This is a genomic window from Mesorhizobium sp. Pch-S, assembly GCF_004136315.1.
In the GTDB taxonomy this organism is placed as follows: Bacteria; Pseudomonadota; Alphaproteobacteria; order Rhizobiales; family Rhizobiaceae; genus Mesorhizobium.
This window is the reverse complement of the sequence record NZ_CP029562.1, coordinates 5,872,979-5,892,196: the sequence shown is the minus strand read 5'-3', so window position 1 is coordinate 5,892,196 and position 19,218 is coordinate 5,872,979. Positions and strand designations below refer to the sequence as shown.

Below are 19,218 nucleotides of genomic sequence, written 5' to 3'. Positions count from 1 at the left end.
AGAGTCTAAGCAGCGCGGACTACCTCGAAGCATGGGACGTCAGACCAGTTCAATCGTCGAAGATTTGCGGCTGGTCGAGCCCGACCAGCTGCGCCGAATGGTCAGGGCTGGCGCCTACAGAGGCGCTACCAGTGGCCTGGCACGCGGCAAGCTGCAGGCGAATGTGGTTATCGTACCGCAGCGTTTCGCTGCCGATTTCCACAAATTCTGCCTCGCCAACTCCAAGGCGTGCCCGCTCGTCGGGCTCGGCCGCGCCGGTAGCCCTTTTGTTCCGGCGCTGGGCAACATCGACATCCGCACCGACGCGCCCCAGTACAGTGTCTTCTGCTACGGCGAGTTCGTGCATCACACCAACCATATCGTTGACCTGTGGCGTGAGGATTTTTCAGCCTTTGCTTTGGGCAGCTCTTTGAGTTTCGAGCCGACATTGGTGGAGAAGGGGATCCAGCTACGCCATGGCGGCATAAGCGGGCCAATACCCAAATACCGCACAGGAATCAGAAGTCGTTTGGTCGGCCCGTTTGGCGGCAATCTGGTCGTCGCCATGCGCGCCATCAGACGCTGCGATGTCGACAGGGTTCGAGCGATAACCGCACGCTTTCCACACGCTCATGGTTCGCCGTTTCATGTTGGGGACCCTTCAATCCTCGGGATAACAGATCTCGATTCGCCTGATTGGGGCGATGCCATCGATCTGCGGGACGATGAGGTTCCTGTGTTCTGGGCAAGCAGCGTGACGGCGCAGGAGGCCCTGATGCATGCGGAGCTTGCGATTGCCATTACCGCTTCTCCCGGTCATCTGCTCATCACTGACGTGGACGCGGTGGTCCGTGAAGACACCGCAAGGGTCGCCTAAAGCGATGTGCCTTCGGACAAATACTACCTTCCGGCAACACGCAGGTCGTTGACAAACCACCCTGGAGCAGGAACGTCCTCTCCATGGCAATCAATCAGCTTCTCTCCATTGCCGTCATCATTCTGATGATGGTTGCCTTTGTCTGGGGGCGGCTGCGCTACGATCTCGTCGCCTGCCTGGCGTTGATCCTCGCGCTCGCCGTCGGCGTCGTACCCTACGACCAGGCATTCTCCGGCTTCAGCGACGACATCGTCATCATTGTGGGAAGTGCCTTGCTGGTCAGCGCCGGCGTCGCCCGTTCCGGCGTCATGGAGTTTGCGATACAGCGCATCGCACCCAATGTGACCGACGTTCGGGCGCAACTCGTGCTCCTGGTCGCCGTCGTCACTGTTCTGTCGGCCTTTGTCAAAAATATCGGCGCACTGGCAATCATGATCCCGATTGCCTTTCAGTTCGCGCGCAGATCCAACAGTTCACCTTCCGTCTTTCTGATGCCGATGGCTTTTGGTTCGCTGCTTGGCGGATTGATGACGCAAATCGGGACGTCGCCGAACGTTGTCGTGTCACGCATTCGCGAGGAATTGACCGGCACCTCCTTCACCATGTTCGATTTCACCCCGGTTGGAGCGGCGCTCGCCGTCACCGGCGTCGTCTTTCTGTCGCTTTTCTACTGGCTGGTGCCAGTTCGTGTTCGCGAAACCGGCTCTGTTCAGGATGCATTGGACGTCAACAACTACGTCACCGAGGCGTTGGTCGTTTCGAGTTCGGCGGTAAATGGGAAAACAGTCGGCGAGTTGATGAACTACGCGGGCGGCGAGGTGGTGGTTACGTCCATCCTGCGCTCGCGTACGTTCCATGTCGCTCCCTTGCCAGACGCCAGGCTGCGCGAAGGCGACATCGTCCTGCTCGAAGGCTCGCCCGAAGCACTCGATCGCGTCGTTGCCCAGGCCAAGCTCGACCTGACCGACGGTCGTCAGGATTCCGGGGAAGGCAGCAGCGAATCCTATGTGACGGTGGAGGCTGTCCTGGGTGAAAGCTCGCCTTTGATAGGTTGGTCCGCGCAGCGCCTTGCGCTGTACGATCGCTACAAGATCAATCTTCTGGCCGTCAGCCGCAAAGGCGAGCGCATCAGCGAGCGTCTTGGGGCTCTGACCCTGAGGCTGGGCGACGTGCTTTTGCTGCAGGGCAAACGGACGCGGTTGCCGGATATCCTGCGCGAGCTTGGCGCGCTGCCGCTCGCCGAACGGCCAATCCTGCTCGGCAGCGTGCGGGGCGGCAGTATCCCCATCCTTATCCTGGCTGCCGCCATGATCGCCACGACCACTGGAGTGATCCCCATACCGGTCGCTTTCTTCACGGCGGCGGTTGCGATGGTGCTTTTTCGCGTGGTTCCGATCCGCGACATCTACAACGCCATCGACGGTCCGATCCTGGTCATGCTCGCCGCACTCATCCCTGTGTCGGACTCACTGCGCCGCAGCGGCGCGACCGATGTGATCGCGATGTGGCTGGCTGAACTAGGGGCGAGATTGCCGCCGGCTGGGGCCTTGGCACTCATTCTCGTCGTTGCGATGGCGGTCACGCCGTTTCTCAACAATGCCGCGACGGTGTTGGTGGTAGCACCGGTGGCTGCCGGTTTTGCATCGTCGCTCGGCTATCATCCGGAAGCCTTCCTGATGGCCGTCGCCATTGGCGCCGGCTGTGACTTCCTCACCCCCATCGGCCATCAATGCAACACGCTGGTGATGGGGCCGGGCGGCTACCGGTTCAGCGACTACCCGCGTCTCGGGCTGCCGCTCTCCATCCTGGTGATAGCTGTCGCGGTACCAATGCTGATGCTGGTCTGGCCGCTGCGATAGATGGAGCGAACTTCGCCGAACAGCATCTCCGATGCACGAGAGGCTTCGTGAAAAAGGACCCGCAATCGAGAACGGCATTTCGTCCTTGACAAGCTGAGCCCTTGGCTCAGGTTAGCACGGCGTTGTCGCTGCCGGAGGGGCACATGACTGTCGCACTTAGCCAGTTCTCGGAACTTGTTTCCAACATTCACGAGGCCGCCCTCGATGAAGTCAGGTGGGACTTCACCTTGCGGCGGATTGCGGGAGCCTTCGACGCGTTCGGTGTCGCGCTGCTGGTTGTCGACCCGAAATCGCGCGAAATGAAGGTGGCATCTTCCGGGACCGATCCGGCGACGGTGCAAACATACAATGCCTATTATGGCCGTATGGATCCCGTTGCGGCTGCCATTCGCCATTCACCCGTGGGCGCAATTCTTACGGGTGATCAGATTACGTCGAAATCGGAACTGCTGCGCAGCGAGTTCTTTGTCGACTGGGCGCTGCCCAACGAAGTAGGAGACGGCCTTTTTGCCAAGCTGAATACGGATGCGATGGTCGATGCGTGGCTTTGCATCGCAGCGCCGTTGCGGTCGGCATCCTATGGCACACGGGAGCGACAGGATCTGATGCGGCTTCTGATGCCGCACCTTCGGCAAGCCCTGCGGACGCAGGCGTTGCTGGGGCAGCATACGACGATCGGCAGGGATATTTTCGACGCCTGGGAAGCAGTTCGCCACGGCGTGATCTTCGTGTCGGCGGAGGGCAGGGTTCTCCATGCCAATTCGGCAGCGCTCGACCATATCCGCAAAGGCGTCGATCTCAAGGTCGGTGTCGGCGGCTGTCTGCAAGCCGCCCGGCCCACCGATGATGCCGCGCTCCAGAAACTGATTGGAAGTTCCATCCGGGCTCCGGCCGATGGCACGCCCAGTGGTGGGAGCTATGCGTTGCATTCGTCGGATACGCATCACCCGCTTCTGGTGCAGGTCGTGCCGCTTGGCCGCAGCAACGGTGACGGCAAGTCCTCGGCACTGGTCCTTTTGGTCAATCCGCAAGCTCCTGCCGAATTTCCATCCTCGGTGCTGCGGCAGACCTACCGCTTGACCAGGGCTGAGACCGACGTGGCGCTGGCCGTGGCCCGCTGCCCGGGTTTGCAAGCCGTTGCCGACGAGCTTTCCGTTTCCCTGCCGACCGTTCGTGTCCATCTGCAGCGCGTCTTCGAGAAGACCGGCACCAACCGCCAGGCCGATCTGGTGCGGCTGATGATGATGCTTGATGGCGGGCTGCACCAGCCTGCGCACCGAGTATAGACAAAACCAACCACCTGTTGATTTGTCCCACGCCCTCCAGTCAGGCAGGTTTCTCGTCAGAGTTACGCCGGCACATGCAGCTTCAACGCCAGGCCGCCACCGTGTCATAGGTCTCGAACACGGGGGCGTCGGCCTTCTCATAACTATGCACGGCCAATCCACCGGGCGTCGCCTCAACATTGATCAGCTTGAAGCCCGCGGGCGCCAGGCCGTCCTGGAACAGCTTCCGGCCTTGTCCCAGAACAACCGGCGCGACCACCAACCGGAACGCGTCGATCAGTCCTGCGGTCAGCAACGAATGGGCGAGACGTCCGCTGCCATGGATTTGAAGTTCGCGCCCCGGTTTCTGCTTCAGGTCAGCGACCTGGACCGCGATATCTCCCGACAGGATCGTCGCAGGACCCCATGGGGTTCCCTTCAGAGAATTCGTTGCAACATATTTTGGCAAGCCATTCATTTTGCTGGCAATCGGGTCATTGGGATCATCCATCTTCGGCCAATCGCGTGCGAAACTCTCATAGGTCCGGCGCCCAAACAGGAAGGCATCGGCCTGTCCGACCCAGCCTGTGACCGTCTGCATGAAACCCTGCTCGAGGAAGGGAACGAACCAGCCGCCGCGTGTGAAGCCATCGCTTGTGTCTTCATCGGGTGCACCTGGGCCCTGGCAGATGCCGTCAAGCGTCAGAAATTCCATCAAGACAAGTTTCATAACGGGGCCTTCCATCTGATCATACGTCTGGTTTCGCGAATTGGTTATCCAAGTGGCTAACTAATGAAAGAAATCACTTAGCGCAAGAGCTAACTATTAACGCACTAATCGCGCGCCCGGTTGATCGCGGCGCCACAATGGAAGATAGTCTGAAGCGCAAGCAGCGGAGCAGGCCGATGAGCACGCCCACCTCTCGCCAGGTCAAGCAGCGCAAGGCGGTTGCCGAAGCGCTCGGCCGTCACAAGGTCTTTGTCAGTTCCCGGCGGTTCAAGGCCGGCGAGGAACCGACCTATCGTGTCATCGTTGCCAATGAAGCTTATCTGGTCGGGCAGCGCACGCTCGATCAGCTCTACCAGGGTTATCGTCCAGCAGAGCTTGGTCTCGAACCCTTGCATGAGGAAATGGGCGAATAAGCCCTTCCATGGCGAATTCCACCAAGCTCCAGTCCTACCGCGCCAAGCGCAATTTCGCCAAGACACCTGAACCCACCGGCATCCAGGAACTGCATGACGGCAACCGCTTCGTCGTGCACAAGCACCACGCCACGGCGGACCACTATGACCTGCGCCTGGAGATCGATGGCGTGCTGAAGAGCTGGGCCGTGCCGCGCGGGCCCTCGCTCAATCCTGCCGACAAGCGGCTCGCGGTCCAGACCGAAGACCATCCGATCGACTATATCGACTTCGAAGGAGTCATTCCCGCGGGCGAATATGGCGGAGGCCCGATGATCGTGTGGGATACCGGCACCTGGGCGCCGATGGATGACATCGACACGTCGCTGGAGAAAGGCGCTTTCAAGTTCCGGCTGTCCGGCGAAAAGCTGAGGGGCGGCTGGATGCTGGCCAGATTGAAGGCGAAGGAGGATGAGGACAAGGTCAACTGGCTGCTGTTCAAGGAGCGTGACCAGGCCGCCGACGCCAAGGTCGACATCCTCGCCAAACGCCCTGAAAGCGTGAAGTCCGGGCGCCGCATCGAAGAACTGGTCGAGAGGCCGAAACCGGCTGCGACAGCGACCGCACCAAAGCCGGCAAAAGCCGCAGGCGCTGTCCGCGGACCGATGCCGGCGCGCCTTGAGCCGCAACTGGCCACAGCGGTCGCCACTCCGCCCTCAGGCAAGGAGTGGCTGCATGAGATCAAGTTTGACGGCTACCGGACGGCGGCGCATATCGCGGATGGTGCCGTCACCTTCATAACCCGCAGCGGCCTCGACTGGTCCAAGCGTTATGGACGGTTGAAGACCGCATTCGAAACTCTCGCCTGCGCCAGCGCGATCATCGATGGCGAAATCGTCGTCACCGACGACAAGGGCATCAGCCGTTTTTCCGCGCTGCAGGACGCGCTGGCGGCTGGCGAAACCCACAAGCTAACCTTCTACGCCTTTGATCTTCTGTATCTCGACGGCTGGGACCTGTCGGGCGTTACGCTCGCCAAACGCAAGGAACTGCTCGGGCAGTTGCTGGGCGGCGTGACCGCAAAGAGCGCTCTGCAGCTCAGCGATCACGTCACGTCCGATGGTGAAGCGTTGTACGAACACGCATCGGAACTGGGCCTGGAAGGTATCGTCTCCAAACAGGCGTCGTCGGTCCATGTGCCCGGCCGTTCCAAGAGCTGGACCAAGGTCAAGGCGCGCGCGGTCGGTGATTTCGTCATTGCCGGCTACACCGTCTCCGAAGCGGCTGAAGGTCTGGCAGCGCTCGCACTCGCCGAATGGGTCGACGGCGAACTGGAATACCGCGGCAAATGCGGCTCGGGTTTCGATGCCGAAACGCTGCCGATGCTGCTGACGAGACTGCAGGCATTGCAGGCCGACGCCATCAGGCTGGACGGCATGCCGAGGGAAGTCATACCTGTCCGACCGGTGCTGACCGCCCATGTCCACTATGCCAATCGTACCGACGACAACGCGCTGCGCCATGCCGTGTTCAAGGGTCTGCGCGAGGCTGAACTTTCAGCTCGCACCGTCGCGCCACGCAAGCGGCTGATTTCCGACGCTGATCTCGCAGGGATCTTCGTCACCAATCCGACGCGGCGGATCTTCGGCAAGACCGGGCCGACCAAGCTCGACATCGCCGTCTACTATGCTGCTGTCGGCGATTTCATGCTGCCGCATATCCTCGGCAGGCCGGTGTCGCTGGTGCGCTGCCCGACGGTCAAGCCGGAGGATTGTTTTTTCCAGCGCCATGCTTTCACTGGCATGCCGGCGACGATGGTATCGTTCGAGACACAGAATTCCGACGGCGAGGCGCGCAGCTACATCGCCGTTGAGGATGCCAAGGCTTATCTGGCGCTGGCGCAGTTCGGCGTCGTCGAATTCCATACCTGGGGTGCGCATCGCCAGAGCCTCGACAAGCCTGATCGCGCTGTCTTCGACCTCGATCCCGGCGATGGCATTGGCTGGCGCGAGGTGGTCGAGGCCGCCATCCATGTCCGGGGCGAATTGGAGAGCTTCGGTCTGGTGCCCTTCGTAAAGACTTCCGGCGGCAAGGGCATCCATGTCGTCGTGCCGGTGAAGAAGAAACTCGGCTGGCGGCAATTCCACCAGGCCTGCAGCGAGATCTCGTCCCGCATCGCTGCCACCGCGCCCGAAACCTTCACCACCACCATGGGTGCGGAGAACCGCCGCAAGCGTATTTTCATCGACTTTCATCGCAATGCGCGCAGCCACACAGCGGCTGCGCCGTACACGCTGCGCAGGCGTCCGCATATGCCGGCTTCGACGCCGCTGGAATGGAATGATCTTGAATCCATCGACGCTGCCGAGGATTTGAACTATTCTTCGCTCCCAGGCCTTTTGGCCGCATCTGGTGATCCTTGGGTGGACATTGATGACTTTGCCCGGGAATTGCCGGCGCCTGCGAAGGCGAAGAAGTAGCGTTGTGTCGTCGCGTAGGAGGCGGAATTGGCACCCAGGGCAAGTTGGAAGGGCTATCTGAAACTCAGTCTGGTGAGCTGCCCCGTGCGGCTTTATCCGGCAACGAGCACGAAGGAGCGCATCTCCTTCAACCAATTGCACAAGAAGACGCACAATCGCATCAACATGAAGCCCGTCGATCCAGAGATCGGTCTGGTCGACCGCGCCGACCTCGTCAAAGGCTACGAGTACGAAGACAAGCAATACGTCATCATTGATGATGCCGACCTCGAAAGCGTGCGCATCGAATCCAACCACACCATGAACATCGAGGCCTTCGTCGACGAGAAGGATGTCGACGTCATCTATCAGGACACGCCTTATTATCTGGCACCTGATGGCGCTATGGCTGAGGAAACGTTCGTGGTTCTGCGCGAAGCGATGCGCAAGTCCGGCAAGCTGGCAGTGGCACGGCTGGTCCTGTCCAGTCGCGAACGTGTCGTCACCATCGGCGCGCGCGAGAAGGGCATGTTCGTGTGCACGCTGCGCAATCCGAACGAGGTGCGCGGCACGGCCGAGTATTTCGACAATATCCCGCAGGGCAAGCCCGACCGCGAGATGCTGCAGCTGGCGGAAGCCCTGATCCAGCAGAAGCTGACGAAGTTCAATCCGAGGGACTACGAGGACCGCTACGAGGCTGCCTTGATGAACATGATCAAGGAGAAGCTGAAAGGCCACAAGCCGATCGTCGCGGCCGCTCCGGAACGCGGCAATGTCGTCAATCTGATGGATGCGCTGAAAGCCAGTCTCGGACAGTCCAAGCCGCCGGCCAAAAGCAAGACCAAGACACCCGCTGTTGAGGAAAAACCTGCAAAGGTTGCCGCGAGTGGCGGCTCCAAAGCGGGCACCAAGAGCAAGAAGTGACCTCGGCCAGGGGCAGGACATTCGGTCTTATCGGCGGGCTGGCGGCCTTTCCGCGCCGTCTGGCGGTGCGAGAGGTCGGTGCGCAAGGCGGCGAATTGCAGCGTGGCGCCTCGCGGCGCACCACCCATGTGATTTTCGGCCGCAAACTGCTCGGCAGAACCGACGCCAGCCGGATCGCGGCACGCTACCGCGAGGAAATCGCGAAAAACCGCCGCGCTCTGAGCGAGAACGGATTTCTCAGATTGCTCGGGCTCATTGATGCGCCCGGTGGCGCGACGCTGAGCCGCCAGTCCATCCTCGATCAGTCCAGGTTAGCCCCGGAGGACTTCGACCTGCTCGCGCTGTTCGATGCCTTCGAACACGATACCGAGCCGTTCTCGTTCCGCGACCTGATCCTCGCCAGGAAGTATGCCGGGTTGATATCGTCGGGCGCCAGTTGGGGCACGATCGCCAGGTCGGTGCGCCGCTCCGGCTCGATCGCTTCTCTGACCGCGCTTTCGTTGCATGCCGATCGCGACAACGCCATCTATGCACGCTCGGATGACGGCGTGAGTGAGCTCGATGGTCAGGCATTGCTGCCACTGGGGCGTGCCGAACCGGAAGATCTCGACGAGCTGTTTGCGCTGGCAGAAGAAGCAGAGGAGGAGGACCGCTACGGCGACGCCGCCGATCTCTACCGGCGCTGCATTGCCATCGACCCGAGCGACCCGGTCGTGTTCTTCAATCGCGGCAACTGCCTGCTCGCGGCAGGCCGGCCCAAGGAGGCCGAACAATCCTATCTTGAGGTACTCAAGCGCGACCCACGCTTCGTCGAGGCCTGGTTCAACCTCTCGGGCCTGCTCGCTGGCGAAGGCAAAAAAGACACCGCGCGCCGTCATCTGCTCGCGGCGATCGCTATCGATGGCGCTTACGCCGACGCCGTCTTCAACCTGGCAAATCTCGATTATGAGGCTGGTGATATGGCCGGAGCACGCAAGTGGTGGGCTCGCTATCTCGAGCTCGACTCCACGTCACAATGGGCCCGCGCGGCCAGCAATGGCATCCGTCTCGTCGATCTGGCGGAAAGAACAGCGAGTTGAACATGTCATTCCTCTTCGACGGTCCGGAAGATGCCGGCTGCACGATCCTGCTCGGACATGGGGCAGGGGCACCGATGGACTCCGCCTCGATGAATGCTGCAGCCAAGGCGCTTGCCGCGGCCGGATTCCGTGTCGCGCGTTTCGAATTCTCCTATATGGCCGGCCGGCGTACGGAAGGCAGCCGCAAGCCGCCTCCGCGCGCAGAGACACTCAATCCCGAATATGTCGCCGCCGTTGCGGCGTTGGGCGCAAGGGGGCCTCTCATTATCGGTGGCAAGTCGATGGGAGGCCGCATTGCCTCGATGGTGGCGGACGAGCTGCTTGCGTCAGGCAAGATCGCCGGCCTGCTTTGCCTCGGCTATCCGTTCCATCCGCCGGCCAAGCCGCAGCAACTGCGCACCAGGCATCTCGCAGACTTGCAGACCCCGACGCTGATCGTGCAGGGCACACGCGACGAGTTCGGAACGCGCGACGAGGTGCCGTCCTATCCGCTCTCGAATGCCATCGAGCTGTTCTGGCTGGAAGATGGCGATCATGACCTCAAGCCGCGCAAGAGCGTGTCGGGATACTCGGCTGCCGATCACCTGAAAAGCATGGCCGACAAAGTCTCGTCCTGGGCAGGTACGCTTCGGCACTAGGCTGATGAAAATCGCGACGTTCAATGTCAACGGCATCAATGGCAGGCTTTCACTCCTGCTCGACTGGCTGGCGCAGGCCGAGCCTGATGTCGTCTGCCTGCAGGAATTGAAGGCGCCCAGTGACAGGTTCCCGGCAAGAGCTTTGCGTGAGGCTGGTTATGGCGCCATCTGGCACGGGCAGAAAAGCTGGAACGGCGTCGCAATCCTGGCGCGCGGCGTCGACCCGATCGAAACGCAGCGCGGTTTGCCCGGTGATGAGGAAGACACCCAGAGCCGCTACATCGAAGCCGCCGTCGGCGGCGTCCTGATCGGATGCCTCTATGCGCCGAACGGCAACCCGGCTCCGGGACCGAAATTCGACTACAAACTGCGATGGCTCGAGCGGTTGAAACAACATGCTGCGGAACGGCTCGCACACAACATCCCCGTCATTCTCGCCGGCGACTACAATGTCATTCCGGCTGAACTCGACGTCTACAAACCCGAGCGCTGGCAGGATGATGCCTTGTTCCGCCTTGAGGTGCGCCAGGCACTGCGGCAGCTCATCGACCAGGGCTGGACGGATGCGATCCGAGCGCTGCATCCCGACGAGCGCGTCTACACATTCTGGGATTACCTGCGCAACGCCTGGGGGCGCAATGCCGGCCTCAGGCTGGATCATCTGCTGCTCAGCCCCGCGATCGCCGGGCAGCTCACCGCAGCCGGCGTCGACCGCGAGGTGCGCGGTTGGGAGAAAGCAAGCGATCACGCGCCAGTGTGGGTCAAGATCACGGTCCAGTAGAGGAGGCACGTTCGCTGGCTTGCCATGGAACGCGAGTTCGATGGGGCGGCCGGCGCGCGCCAGAGGGACCGGGGAAAGCGCCGGCCTAAGCGCCGGAAGTGGGGGCACTCCGGCACCTGGAACAGGATAGCACTCCGGCCCCATCCATACATCACTGGTTTGGGGGAGGCTTTACGCTAGACCCCGGTGCCATCGAATGACGAATTCTGTCGAGCGGGAATGGGAAGTGAACACGAACCCCGCGGCAGTGCCTCTGCGTCAGCATCCAGCAGGGTAGACAAGTCGAAAATTCCGATAACATATTGACGCAGGCGAAGGGGCTTAGCAGGCGCGCAAGCGATGCCTGTTGGTGGTTGGAAGTAGCAAACCGGTACAGCCGTGCTTTTCACGGTTGTAGGAGAGGAACCCCAACGATGCCGAACCCAAGCCAGAATAGCGACCAGTGGTGGGTCAACGACCAGACGCCGGATAATCCATACGGCAAAAGTACAGACTACGAAGCCTATCTCGATTATCTCGGAGCACTGGACCGCAGCCTGACGCCTGCGATCGCGGCGGGAACGCTGAGGATCAACGTCTATGAGCTCAACGATCACCCCGAATACAAGGCCGCCGCGATCGGCGCCTTGCAGATGTGGTCGCTTGTCACGCCTTTGAAATTCGAAATCGTCGATGACGCTCCCTACAACAGCGCAACGGACTGGATGCAGGTCGTCAGCCCCGAACTGGGCGAAGAAGACGATGGCAGCGCCTATTCGAACGATCGCTATGTCAGCATAGGCCAGCGTTTCCACGACACGGAGCCGAACAAGACAGACATTGGCGGCTACGTGTTCGATTCCTTCATCCATGAATTCGGCCACGAGTTCGGATTGAACCATCCCGGCCTCTACAACTACAGCGGTCCTGGTGGCGTGCAGATCAACTATCTGAACAATGCGACCTGGACCTACGACCGTCAGCAATACAGCGTCATGTCCTATTTCGACGGCATCGACGTCGGCGAAACCACCCGCTGGTCGGCGTCAACCCCGCTGATGGCCGACATCGAGGCCGTCATCCGTCGCTTTTTCTCGACGGTCGACGCAAATGGCGAGCGGACCTATCAGGAGATCAACCTCAACACAGGTGACAACGTCTACGGCTTCGGAGCCACGCAGGATGGCTACAGGCTCAGCGCCTCGGGCATGCAGCACGACATCGGCTTCGTCATCCACGACACCGGCGGTACCGATACGCTCGACTTCTCCGGTTCGACAGCGGGCACCATCCTTGACCTGCGCGCCGGACAGTTCTCCAGCGTCAACGGCCACAGCAACAACGTGTCGATCTTTGCCGGGCACAACGCCGACACGACCGACTACTATATCGAGAACGGTATCGGCAGCCGCTTCAACGACATCCTGATCGGCAATGATGGCAACAACGTCCTCGATGGCCGCGGCGGCGCCGACCGCATGGCCGGCAACGGCGGTGACGACACCTACTTCGTCGATTCCCTCGACGACATCGTTCGTGAGGAAGCCAATGGCGGCAACGACACGGTTGTGTTGATGTCGAGAAGCTTGAAGATCCGCAAGATCGCCAATGTCGAACACATCATCTATGCCGACGAATTGACGACCCCACCTGTAAGCGGCGGCAGCGAAACCCCACCGATCATCGGCGACAACACGATGACCAGCATTATCTGGGGCACCAAAGGCAATGACACGCTAGACGGTGGCGCCGGCAACGATACCATCTTCGGCCAGGATGGCGACGATCTCATCATCGGCGGCCGCGACTCACTTGCCAGCCGTGACATCAACAACACCATCCCCATCGAGGATCTGGACGACCAGACCGAGAGCGACGACGGCAATGACACGCTTTATGGCGGCCGAGGTAACGACACCATCCTCGGCGGCGCCGGCAACGATATCCTCGATGGCGGCGATGGTGACGACACGCTGAGTGGCCAGGACGGTATCGACATCTTCCGGGGTGGTGCCGGCGTCGATACGGTCGACTACAGCAAGGAAAGCCCCTTCCAGCTGCTCGTCAATCTCGAGACGAATGTCGCCAGCGGCGGCACCGCCTCGGGCGACACCTTCTACAGCATCGAGAACCTGATCGGCTCCGACGACCGTATCGATCGCTTCATCGGTAACGCCTCGGCAAATCATTTCTGGGGCCAGGGTGGCGGCGACTATTTCAACGGTCGTGACGGCGACGACATACTGGATGGCGGCAACGACGGTGACATCCTGTATGGCGAAGGCGGCAACGACACCATCATCGGCGGCTCCGGCCAGGACTACATGGACGGCGGCGACGGTATCGACACGGTCGTCTATTCAGGCAGTTCCGACGGCGTGACGATCGACCTTGCCAATGGCACCGCCAGCGGCGGCGACGCGGACGGTCCGGTACAGATCGTCGGGCGCGGCACCGTCATCCGGCATGACATCCTCGTCGGCTTCGAAAACGCCGTTGGTTCGTTCTACGATGACCATCTCATCGGCAACGCCCAGGCCAACGTGCTCTCCGGTGGATCGGGCGACGACATCCTGACCGGCGGTGGCGGTGCCGACACGCTGAATGGCGGCGCGGGAAGCGACACGGCGGACTATGCCGACGCGACCAGCGGCGTCAGGCTCCAGCTGGGTGCCGGCAGATCCGGTGGCGACACCTATATCTCGATCGAGAATCTCGCCGGTTCAGGCTTCAACGATCAGTTGACCGGCGACGGTGCGGCCAATGTCCTGACCGGACAAGGCGGCAACGACACCATCAACGGCGGCGGTGGCGATGATACCCTGCTCGGCGATTTCGCCTATCAGGGTGACATACCACCTCGTCCGGGCATGGGCACCGGCTATGCCACACTCGGACCGGATGCGACCAACAATTCGATCGCAACCGCCTTCGATATCTCGAACAACTTCTCGCTGGCCGCCGACCCGGATATCTTCGATTCGACGACCACGCTGCATACGACCGTCAACGCCACCGGAAACGGCAAGGGCGGATACTATGGCATCACCCTGGCGGCCGGAACGGTCATCTCGATCGACATCGATGGGATTGCCGATCCCAACGTGCATGACAGCTGGGTCAGGTTGCTGGACAGCGACGGCAATATCGTTGCCCAGAACGATGACGGTGGTGGCGACCCGGGCTCGACCACAAGCCGGGATTCGAGCACGGTCTTCGTCGTCAAGGAAACCGGAACCTATTATATCCTGGAAGGCATGTGGTCGCCCGACGTGCCTGGTGATGGCTGGGCAGATGCGGTACCGGAAGGCTCTACATACAAGGTGAACGTGTCGGTCGAATTCCCGCCGGCACCGGCTCAGCCGGGCGTTGCTGGCGCCGACAAGCTCAACGGCGGCAGCGGCAACGACCTTTTGGATGGTGGTCTGGCCGCCGACAGGTTGACGGGTGGCGCAGGCGAGGATTCCTTCCGCTTCTCGACGGCGCTTGGCAACGGCAATGTCGACTGGATCAAGGACTTCAACGTCGCCGACGACACGATCCTGCTGGACAATCTCATCTTCACCAACCTGGGCAATGACGGTGCTCTCGCCCTGGGCGCTTTCTTCAAAAGCGCATCGGGTGTCGCTCATGATGCCGACGACCGCATCATCTATGACACCGACAGCGGCGTGTTGTCCTACGACACCGATGGTTCCGGACAAGGAGCAGCTGTTCAGTTCGCGCAGTTGAGCGCACATCTGAACCTGTCGGCAGCGGACTTCATGGTCACCTAGCGTGGCAGGGAGGGGGCGCTTTCGAGCGCCCCTCCGACCAACAGCGTCTGTCATCCTGTGCATTCAGAGCTGGCATGGACGCTGCAATGATCCAAGGGGGAGAGTTTGCAATGAAACGTCCAACCACGCGCCGCACGGTACTGATGGCAGCGGGAGCGGCTGCTGTTGTCGCTGCGGCGGGCACGGCTACTGCTCAATCGACGGATATTCGTGGCGAAGTCACGTTCAAAGGCGATGTAGCCATTCCGGAGGGGCATCTTGAGATCTATCTCGAGGATCCGGCCATCAAGGACAAGACGCTGCGTCGCGCTGCGAAAACACGCGTCAAAAGCGATGGCGGTTCCAGGACAATAGAATTTTCCTTGCCCCTGACCAAAAGCCCGACTGTCTCGCCAACGCTGCAGATCGTTGCACGCCTGGAGCGGGCCGATGGCTGGCTGGTCGCCCGTGGCAGCGCAAGGATCGAGCCGGGCTCACCCGTCCATGTCACACTCAAGACAGTCATGTATTGAAGGACCAGAGCCAATGGCTGGGGGTATGATCATTTTCGGCATCGAGATGCCTTGTCGCGATTGCGAGCCTGCATGAAGCAGACATCGTCGCCGCAGCTTACGCTGGTGGGAATTCTCTCGTCATTTCGACGGGCTTTTTCCGGCATTGTCCTGATGAGCGGCGTCGTGAACATCCTGGCGCTGACCGGCTCGTTCTTCATGCTGCAGGTCTATGACAGGGTCGTTCCAGGCCGCAGTGTGCCGACACTGGTTGGTCTGGCGGTGCTTGCCGCCACGCTGTTCGTCTTTCAGGGCGTGCTGGAATTGATCCGATCGCGCCTGATGGTGCGGCTGGGGCAGGGGCTGGACGCGGAGTTGAGCCCGTCGGTCTATTCGGCGCTGATGCGCCTGCCGCTGCGCGCCAAGCTCCCCGGTGACGGGCTGCAGCCGTTGCGGGATCTTGATCAGGTCCGCTCCTTCGTCGGCAGCGCCGGGCCGACCGCCCTGTTCGACCTGCCCTGGGTGCCGCTCTACATCGGTATCTGTTTCATTTTCCATTTCTGGATCGGCGTTACAGCACTGGCGGGCGCCATTGTCCTGTTCGCGCTGACGCTGCTGGCCGAATTCAGGACCCGCGGCCCGACAAAGATCGCCGGACAGTATGCCACCACCCGCAGTGCCCTGGCGGAGGCGACAAGGCGCAACGCCGAAGCCATGCAGGCCATGGGGTTCGGCGCGCGCATTGCCGAGCGCTGGCATGCCGTCAACGCCAACTATCTGAACGCCCATGCGGCAGCCAGCGATGTCGCCGGCACGCTGGGCACGATCTCCAAGATATTGCGTCTGATGCTGCAGTCCGGAATTCTGGCGATTGGCGCTTATCTGGTCATCAAGCAGGAAGCGACCGGCGGCATCATGATTGCCAGCTCGATCATGATGGGCAGGGCGCTGGCGCCGATCGAACTGGCTATCGCACACTGGAAGGGTTTCGTGGCGGCACGGCAGGGCTGGGCACGCCTGAAGCAGCTTTTGTCCGCATTGCCAGAGGGGGCGACCAGCGTAACCTTGCCGCCGCCCGTCAGCACGCTGGTGGTCGAGACCATCAGCGTCGCGCCGCCGGGCGATCAGAAACCGGTGGTGTGGGATGCGAATTTCACGCTGTCCAAGGGATCGGGCCTCGGGGTCATCGGTCCGAGCGCTTCCGGCAAGTCCTCACTGGCGCGTGCGCTTGCTGGCGTCTGGCTCCCGGCGCGGGGCGCCGTACGGCTGGATGGCGCGACACTCGATCAGTGGCCGATCGACGAGCTGGGCAGACATATCGGCTATCTGCCGCAGGATGTGCAGCTCTTCGACGGCACGATCGCACAGAATATCGCCCGCTTCGACCCGGATGCGTCGTCGGAAGCGGTTCTGGCAGCCGCCAGGGCGGCTGGTGTGCACGATCTCGTCGTGCACCTGGCCGATGGCTACGACACAAGCGTGGGCGAAGCCGGTGCCTCCCTTTCGGCGGGACAGAGGCAGCGCATAGCCCTTGCACGGGCTCTCTATGGTGATCCGTTCCTGGTTATCCTGGACGAACCGAACTCCAATCTCGATGCCGAAGGCGAAGTGGCCCTGTCCGCCGCTATCCAGGGCATCAGGGATCGTGGTGGCATTGTCGTCGTCATCGCGCACCGGTCCAGTGCCCTGGCCAGCGTCGATACGGTGCTGGTGATGGCCAATGGCCGCGTGCAGGCTTTCGGCCCGAAGGACGAGGTCCTGAGCAAGGTCTTCCGCTCACCGGCACCACTCAAGGTCGTTGCCGCCACGGAGAGAGGGGTTCCAGCGTGAGCAAGACCACATCGGCGCACCGGCAGGTCCAACGCTACCTCGTCGCGGGGCTTGCGACCTGCCTTCTGCTGGTCGGAGGAGTCGGCGGCCTGGCGGCGGTGACCAAGATGTCCGGCGCGGTGATCGCTTCCGGGCGGCTGGTGGTCGATTCCAACGTGAAGAAGGTCCAGCATCCGACAGGCGGCGTGGTCGGCGAGATCCGTGTCCGTGACGGCGACCTCGTCAAGGCCGGCGACATCCTGGTGCGCCTGGATGAGACGACGACGCGTGCCAATCTGGCCATTGTCTCGAAAAGCCTGGATGAGTTTTATGCGCGGCTCGCCCGGCTGGAGGCGGAGCGCGACGGCAAGAACACGGTCAGCTTTCCGGACGTCCTGACGTCGCGGCAAGGCGAGGCGGCTGTCGCCGCGTCGATGACCGGAGAACAGTCGCTGTTCGATTTCCGCTATCAGGCACGGTCCGGCCAGCGCTCGCAGTTGCGCGAACGGATCGCCCAGCTGTCGGAGGAAACCGCCGGTCTGACCGAACAGCGGCAGGCGAAACGCCGCGAGATCGAACTGATCAAGGTCGAGCTGGCAGGCGTGCGCGACCTGTGGAACCGCAAGCTGGTATCGATCAACCGCATGACGGCGCTGGAGCGGGACGCTGTCCGGCTCGAAGGCGAACATGGGCAGCTGACCGCCGGAATAGCCCAGGTGAAGGGCAAGGCGGCGGAGATTGAACTGCAGATCATCCAGATCGACCAGGACCTCCGCAGCGAAGTCGCGACGGAACTGCGTGAAGTGCAGGGGCGGATCGCCGAATTTGTCGAACGCAAGGTCGCAGCCGAAGATCAGCTGAAGCGTATCGACCTGCGCAGCCCGCAGGATGGCGTGGTGCTGCAACTGGCCGTGCATACGGTCGGCGGGGTCATCACACCCGGCGAACAGGTGATGCAGATCGTACCGGTAACCGATGAACTGACCGTCGAGGCACACATCGCGCCGCAGGATATCGACCAGGTGACGGCCGGCCAGAATGCGATTCTGCGCCTGTCGGCCTTCAACCAGCAGACCACGCCGGAACTGACCGGAACGCTGTCGCGCGTCTCTGCCGACCTGACGACCGATGAGCGTACCGGAATGGCGTACTACGTCGCGCGCGTGAAGCTGCCAAAGGTGGAGGTTGCCAAGCTGCATGGTCTGGCGCTGACGCCTGGCATGCCGGCCGAGGTGTTCTTTCCGACCGGCGATCGGACTATGCTCTCCTATCTGGTGAAGCCGTTGTCGGATCAGATTCAGAAGGCCTTCCGTGAGGAATAAGGCCGCACCCTGAGATCAAGATCCGCCTTCTCGCAGACCTCCTCGGACAGGTATTTGGTTGAAGCGGTGTAGCATCCGCCGCTACATGGCGGCATGAGCACCCTCAGCACCTTGGTCGTGACCGTCACGGCCCGGCAGGAGATCAAGAAGAGCCGCTTCATTGCGATCGCCGGCCCCGTGCCCGACGAGGCCACGGCAAAGGAGTTCATCGCGGCACATTCAGACCAGACTGCGAACCACAATTGCTGGGCATGGCGGGTCGGACAGGCCTACCGGTTCAGTGATGACGGGGAACCCAGCGGAACGGCTGGCAAGCCGATGTTGCAGGCGATCGACGGCCAATCGCTCGACCGTGTCGCCATTGTTGTCACGCGTTGGTTTGGTGGCGTGCTGCTCGGCAGCGGCGGCTTGATCAGGGCATACGGTGGCACTGCGGCCATGTGCCTGCGAGAGGCCGAAAAGATGCCGCTCGTCGATACGGCCGAGGCGACGATCAGCTGTGGTTTCAGCGATCTGGCTCTCGTGCGGGCTCGGCTGGAGGCGTTTCCAGGCGTGCAACTTGGCAGCCAGGCATTCACCGATAGAGGCGCGGAGCTTTCGGTTTTGGTTCCGAAGCATGAGGCAGACAGTATGGCGCGCATGGTAGGCGATCTGACCAGCGGGCGGGCCGTCGTCAAATTTGATGGAAGGCTGGTTCGCACACCGTAACCTTCAAGCCTGTCGGGAAGGCGGGGATTGGCTGGGGAACCTGGATTCGAACCAGGACTAACGGAGTCAGAGTCCGTGGGTCTACCGTTAACCTATTCCCCAAAAAGCATTCTATTCAATGCTTTGGCGAAACGAGCTGAAGTGCTTTAC

The 19,218-nt window shown here is 61.6% G+C and carries 15 protein-coding genes and 1 tRNA gene; 14 read left to right on the top strand and 2 right to left on the bottom strand.

Annotation, left to right across the window (positions count from 1 at the left end; all coding sequences use genetic code 11):
* The first annotated feature begins 31 nt into the window (after window positions 1-31).
* The 3 genes from C1M53_RS27870 to C1M53_RS27860 all read left to right on the top strand — a co-directional run bounded on the left by C1M53_RS27870 (window position 32) and on the right by C1M53_RS27860 (window position 4,001).
* A complete protein-coding gene (locus C1M53_RS27870) occupies window positions 32-856 on the top strand; it encodes a DUF1445 domain-containing protein (RefSeq protein WP_129415328.1) in 825 nt (274 codons plus the stop codon).
* 83 nt (window positions 857-939) lie between these two features.
* A complete protein-coding gene (locus C1M53_RS27865) occupies window positions 940-2,715 on the top strand; it encodes an SLC13 family permease (protein WP_129415327.1) in 1,776 nt (591 codons plus the stop codon).
* A gap of 143 nt (window positions 2,716-2,858) precedes the next feature.
* Entirely contained in the window at window positions 2,859-4,001 is a 1,143-nt protein-coding gene (locus C1M53_RS27860; RefSeq protein ID WP_129415326.1) for a helix-turn-helix transcriptional regulator, read from the top strand.
* 82 nt (window positions 4,002-4,083) lie between these two features.
* Here the strand turns inward: C1M53_RS27860 and C1M53_RS27855 are convergent, their stop codons facing one another.
* Complete coding sequence (locus C1M53_RS27855) at window positions 4,084-4,710, bottom strand: dihydrofolate reductase family protein (protein ID WP_129415325.1); 627 nt, start codon at window positions 4,708-4,710, stop codon at window positions 4,084-4,086.
* Window positions 4,711-4,886: 176 nt separating this feature from the next.
* On the opposite strand from C1M53_RS27855, the gene C1M53_RS27850 reads away from it, so the two are divergent.
* The 11 genes from C1M53_RS27850 to C1M53_RS27800 all read left to right on the top strand — a co-directional run bounded on the left by C1M53_RS27850 (window position 4,887) and on the right by C1M53_RS27800 (window position 19,068).
* Window positions 4,887-5,123, top strand: coding sequence for a hypothetical protein (locus C1M53_RS27850; RefSeq protein ID WP_129415324.1), 237 nt, complete (start codon window positions 4,887-4,889; stop codon window positions 5,121-5,123).
* An 8-nt stretch (window positions 5,124-5,131) separates the two neighbouring features.
* A complete protein-coding gene (ligD, locus tag C1M53_RS27845; protein ID WP_129415323.1) occupies window positions 5,132-7,582 on the top strand; it encodes a DNA ligase D in 2,451 nt (816 codons plus the stop codon).
* Window positions 7,583-7,609: 27 nt separating this feature from the next.
* Window positions 7,610-8,485, top strand: coding sequence for a Ku protein (locus tag C1M53_RS27840; protein ID WP_129415322.1), 876 nt, complete (start codon window positions 7,610-7,612; stop codon window positions 8,483-8,485).
* A complete protein-coding gene (locus tag C1M53_RS27835) occupies window positions 8,482-9,564 on the top strand; it encodes a tetratricopeptide repeat protein (protein WP_129415321.1) in 1,083 nt (360 codons plus the stop codon). Before C1M53_RS27840 ends, C1M53_RS27835 begins: the two co-directional genes overlap by 4 nt.
* A complete protein-coding gene (locus C1M53_RS27830) occupies window positions 9,561-10,202 on the top strand; it encodes an alpha/beta family hydrolase (RefSeq protein WP_129415320.1) in 642 nt (213 codons plus the stop codon). Before C1M53_RS27835 ends, C1M53_RS27830 begins: the two co-directional genes overlap by 4 nt.
* 4 nt (window positions 10,203-10,206) lie before the next feature.
* Window positions 10,207-10,983, top strand: a complete 777-nt coding sequence (gene xth, locus C1M53_RS27825) for an exodeoxyribonuclease III (protein ID WP_129415319.1) — start codon at window positions 10,207-10,209, stop codon at window positions 10,981-10,983.
* Between the two features lie 413 nt (window positions 10,984-11,396).
* On the top strand, window positions 11,397-14,738 hold the full coding sequence (locus tag C1M53_RS27820; protein ID WP_129415318.1) for a M10 family metallopeptidase C-terminal domain-containing protein: 3,342 nt from the start codon (window positions 11,397-11,399) through the stop codon (window positions 14,736-14,738).
* 110 nt (window positions 14,739-14,848) lie between these two features.
* Window positions 14,849-15,250: a hypothetical protein gene (locus C1M53_RS27815; RefSeq protein ID WP_129415317.1), complete on the top strand. Its 402-nt coding sequence runs from the start codon at window positions 14,849-14,851 to the stop codon at window positions 15,248-15,250.
* A 72-nt stretch (window positions 15,251-15,322) separates the two neighbouring features.
* Complete coding sequence (locus C1M53_RS27810; protein ID WP_129415316.1) at window positions 15,323-17,059, top strand: type I secretion system permease/ATPase; 1,737 nt, start codon at window positions 15,323-15,325, stop codon at window positions 17,057-17,059.
* Entirely contained in the window at window positions 17,056-18,360 is a 1,305-nt protein-coding gene (locus C1M53_RS27805) for an HlyD family type I secretion periplasmic adaptor subunit (RefSeq protein ID WP_129415315.1), read from the top strand. The genes C1M53_RS27810 and C1M53_RS27805 overlap by 4 nt, the downstream gene beginning before the upstream one ends.
* Window positions 18,361-18,453: 93 nt before the next feature.
* Entirely contained in the window at window positions 18,454-19,068 is a 615-nt protein-coding gene (locus C1M53_RS27800; protein ID WP_129415314.1) for a YigZ family protein, read from the top strand.
* Window positions 19,069-19,096: 28 nt separating this feature from the next.
* Here the strand turns inward: C1M53_RS27800 and C1M53_RS27795 are convergent.
* A tRNA-Gln gene (locus C1M53_RS27795) sits at window positions 19,097-19,170 on the bottom strand.
* Window positions 19,171-19,218 lie beyond the last annotated feature (48 nt).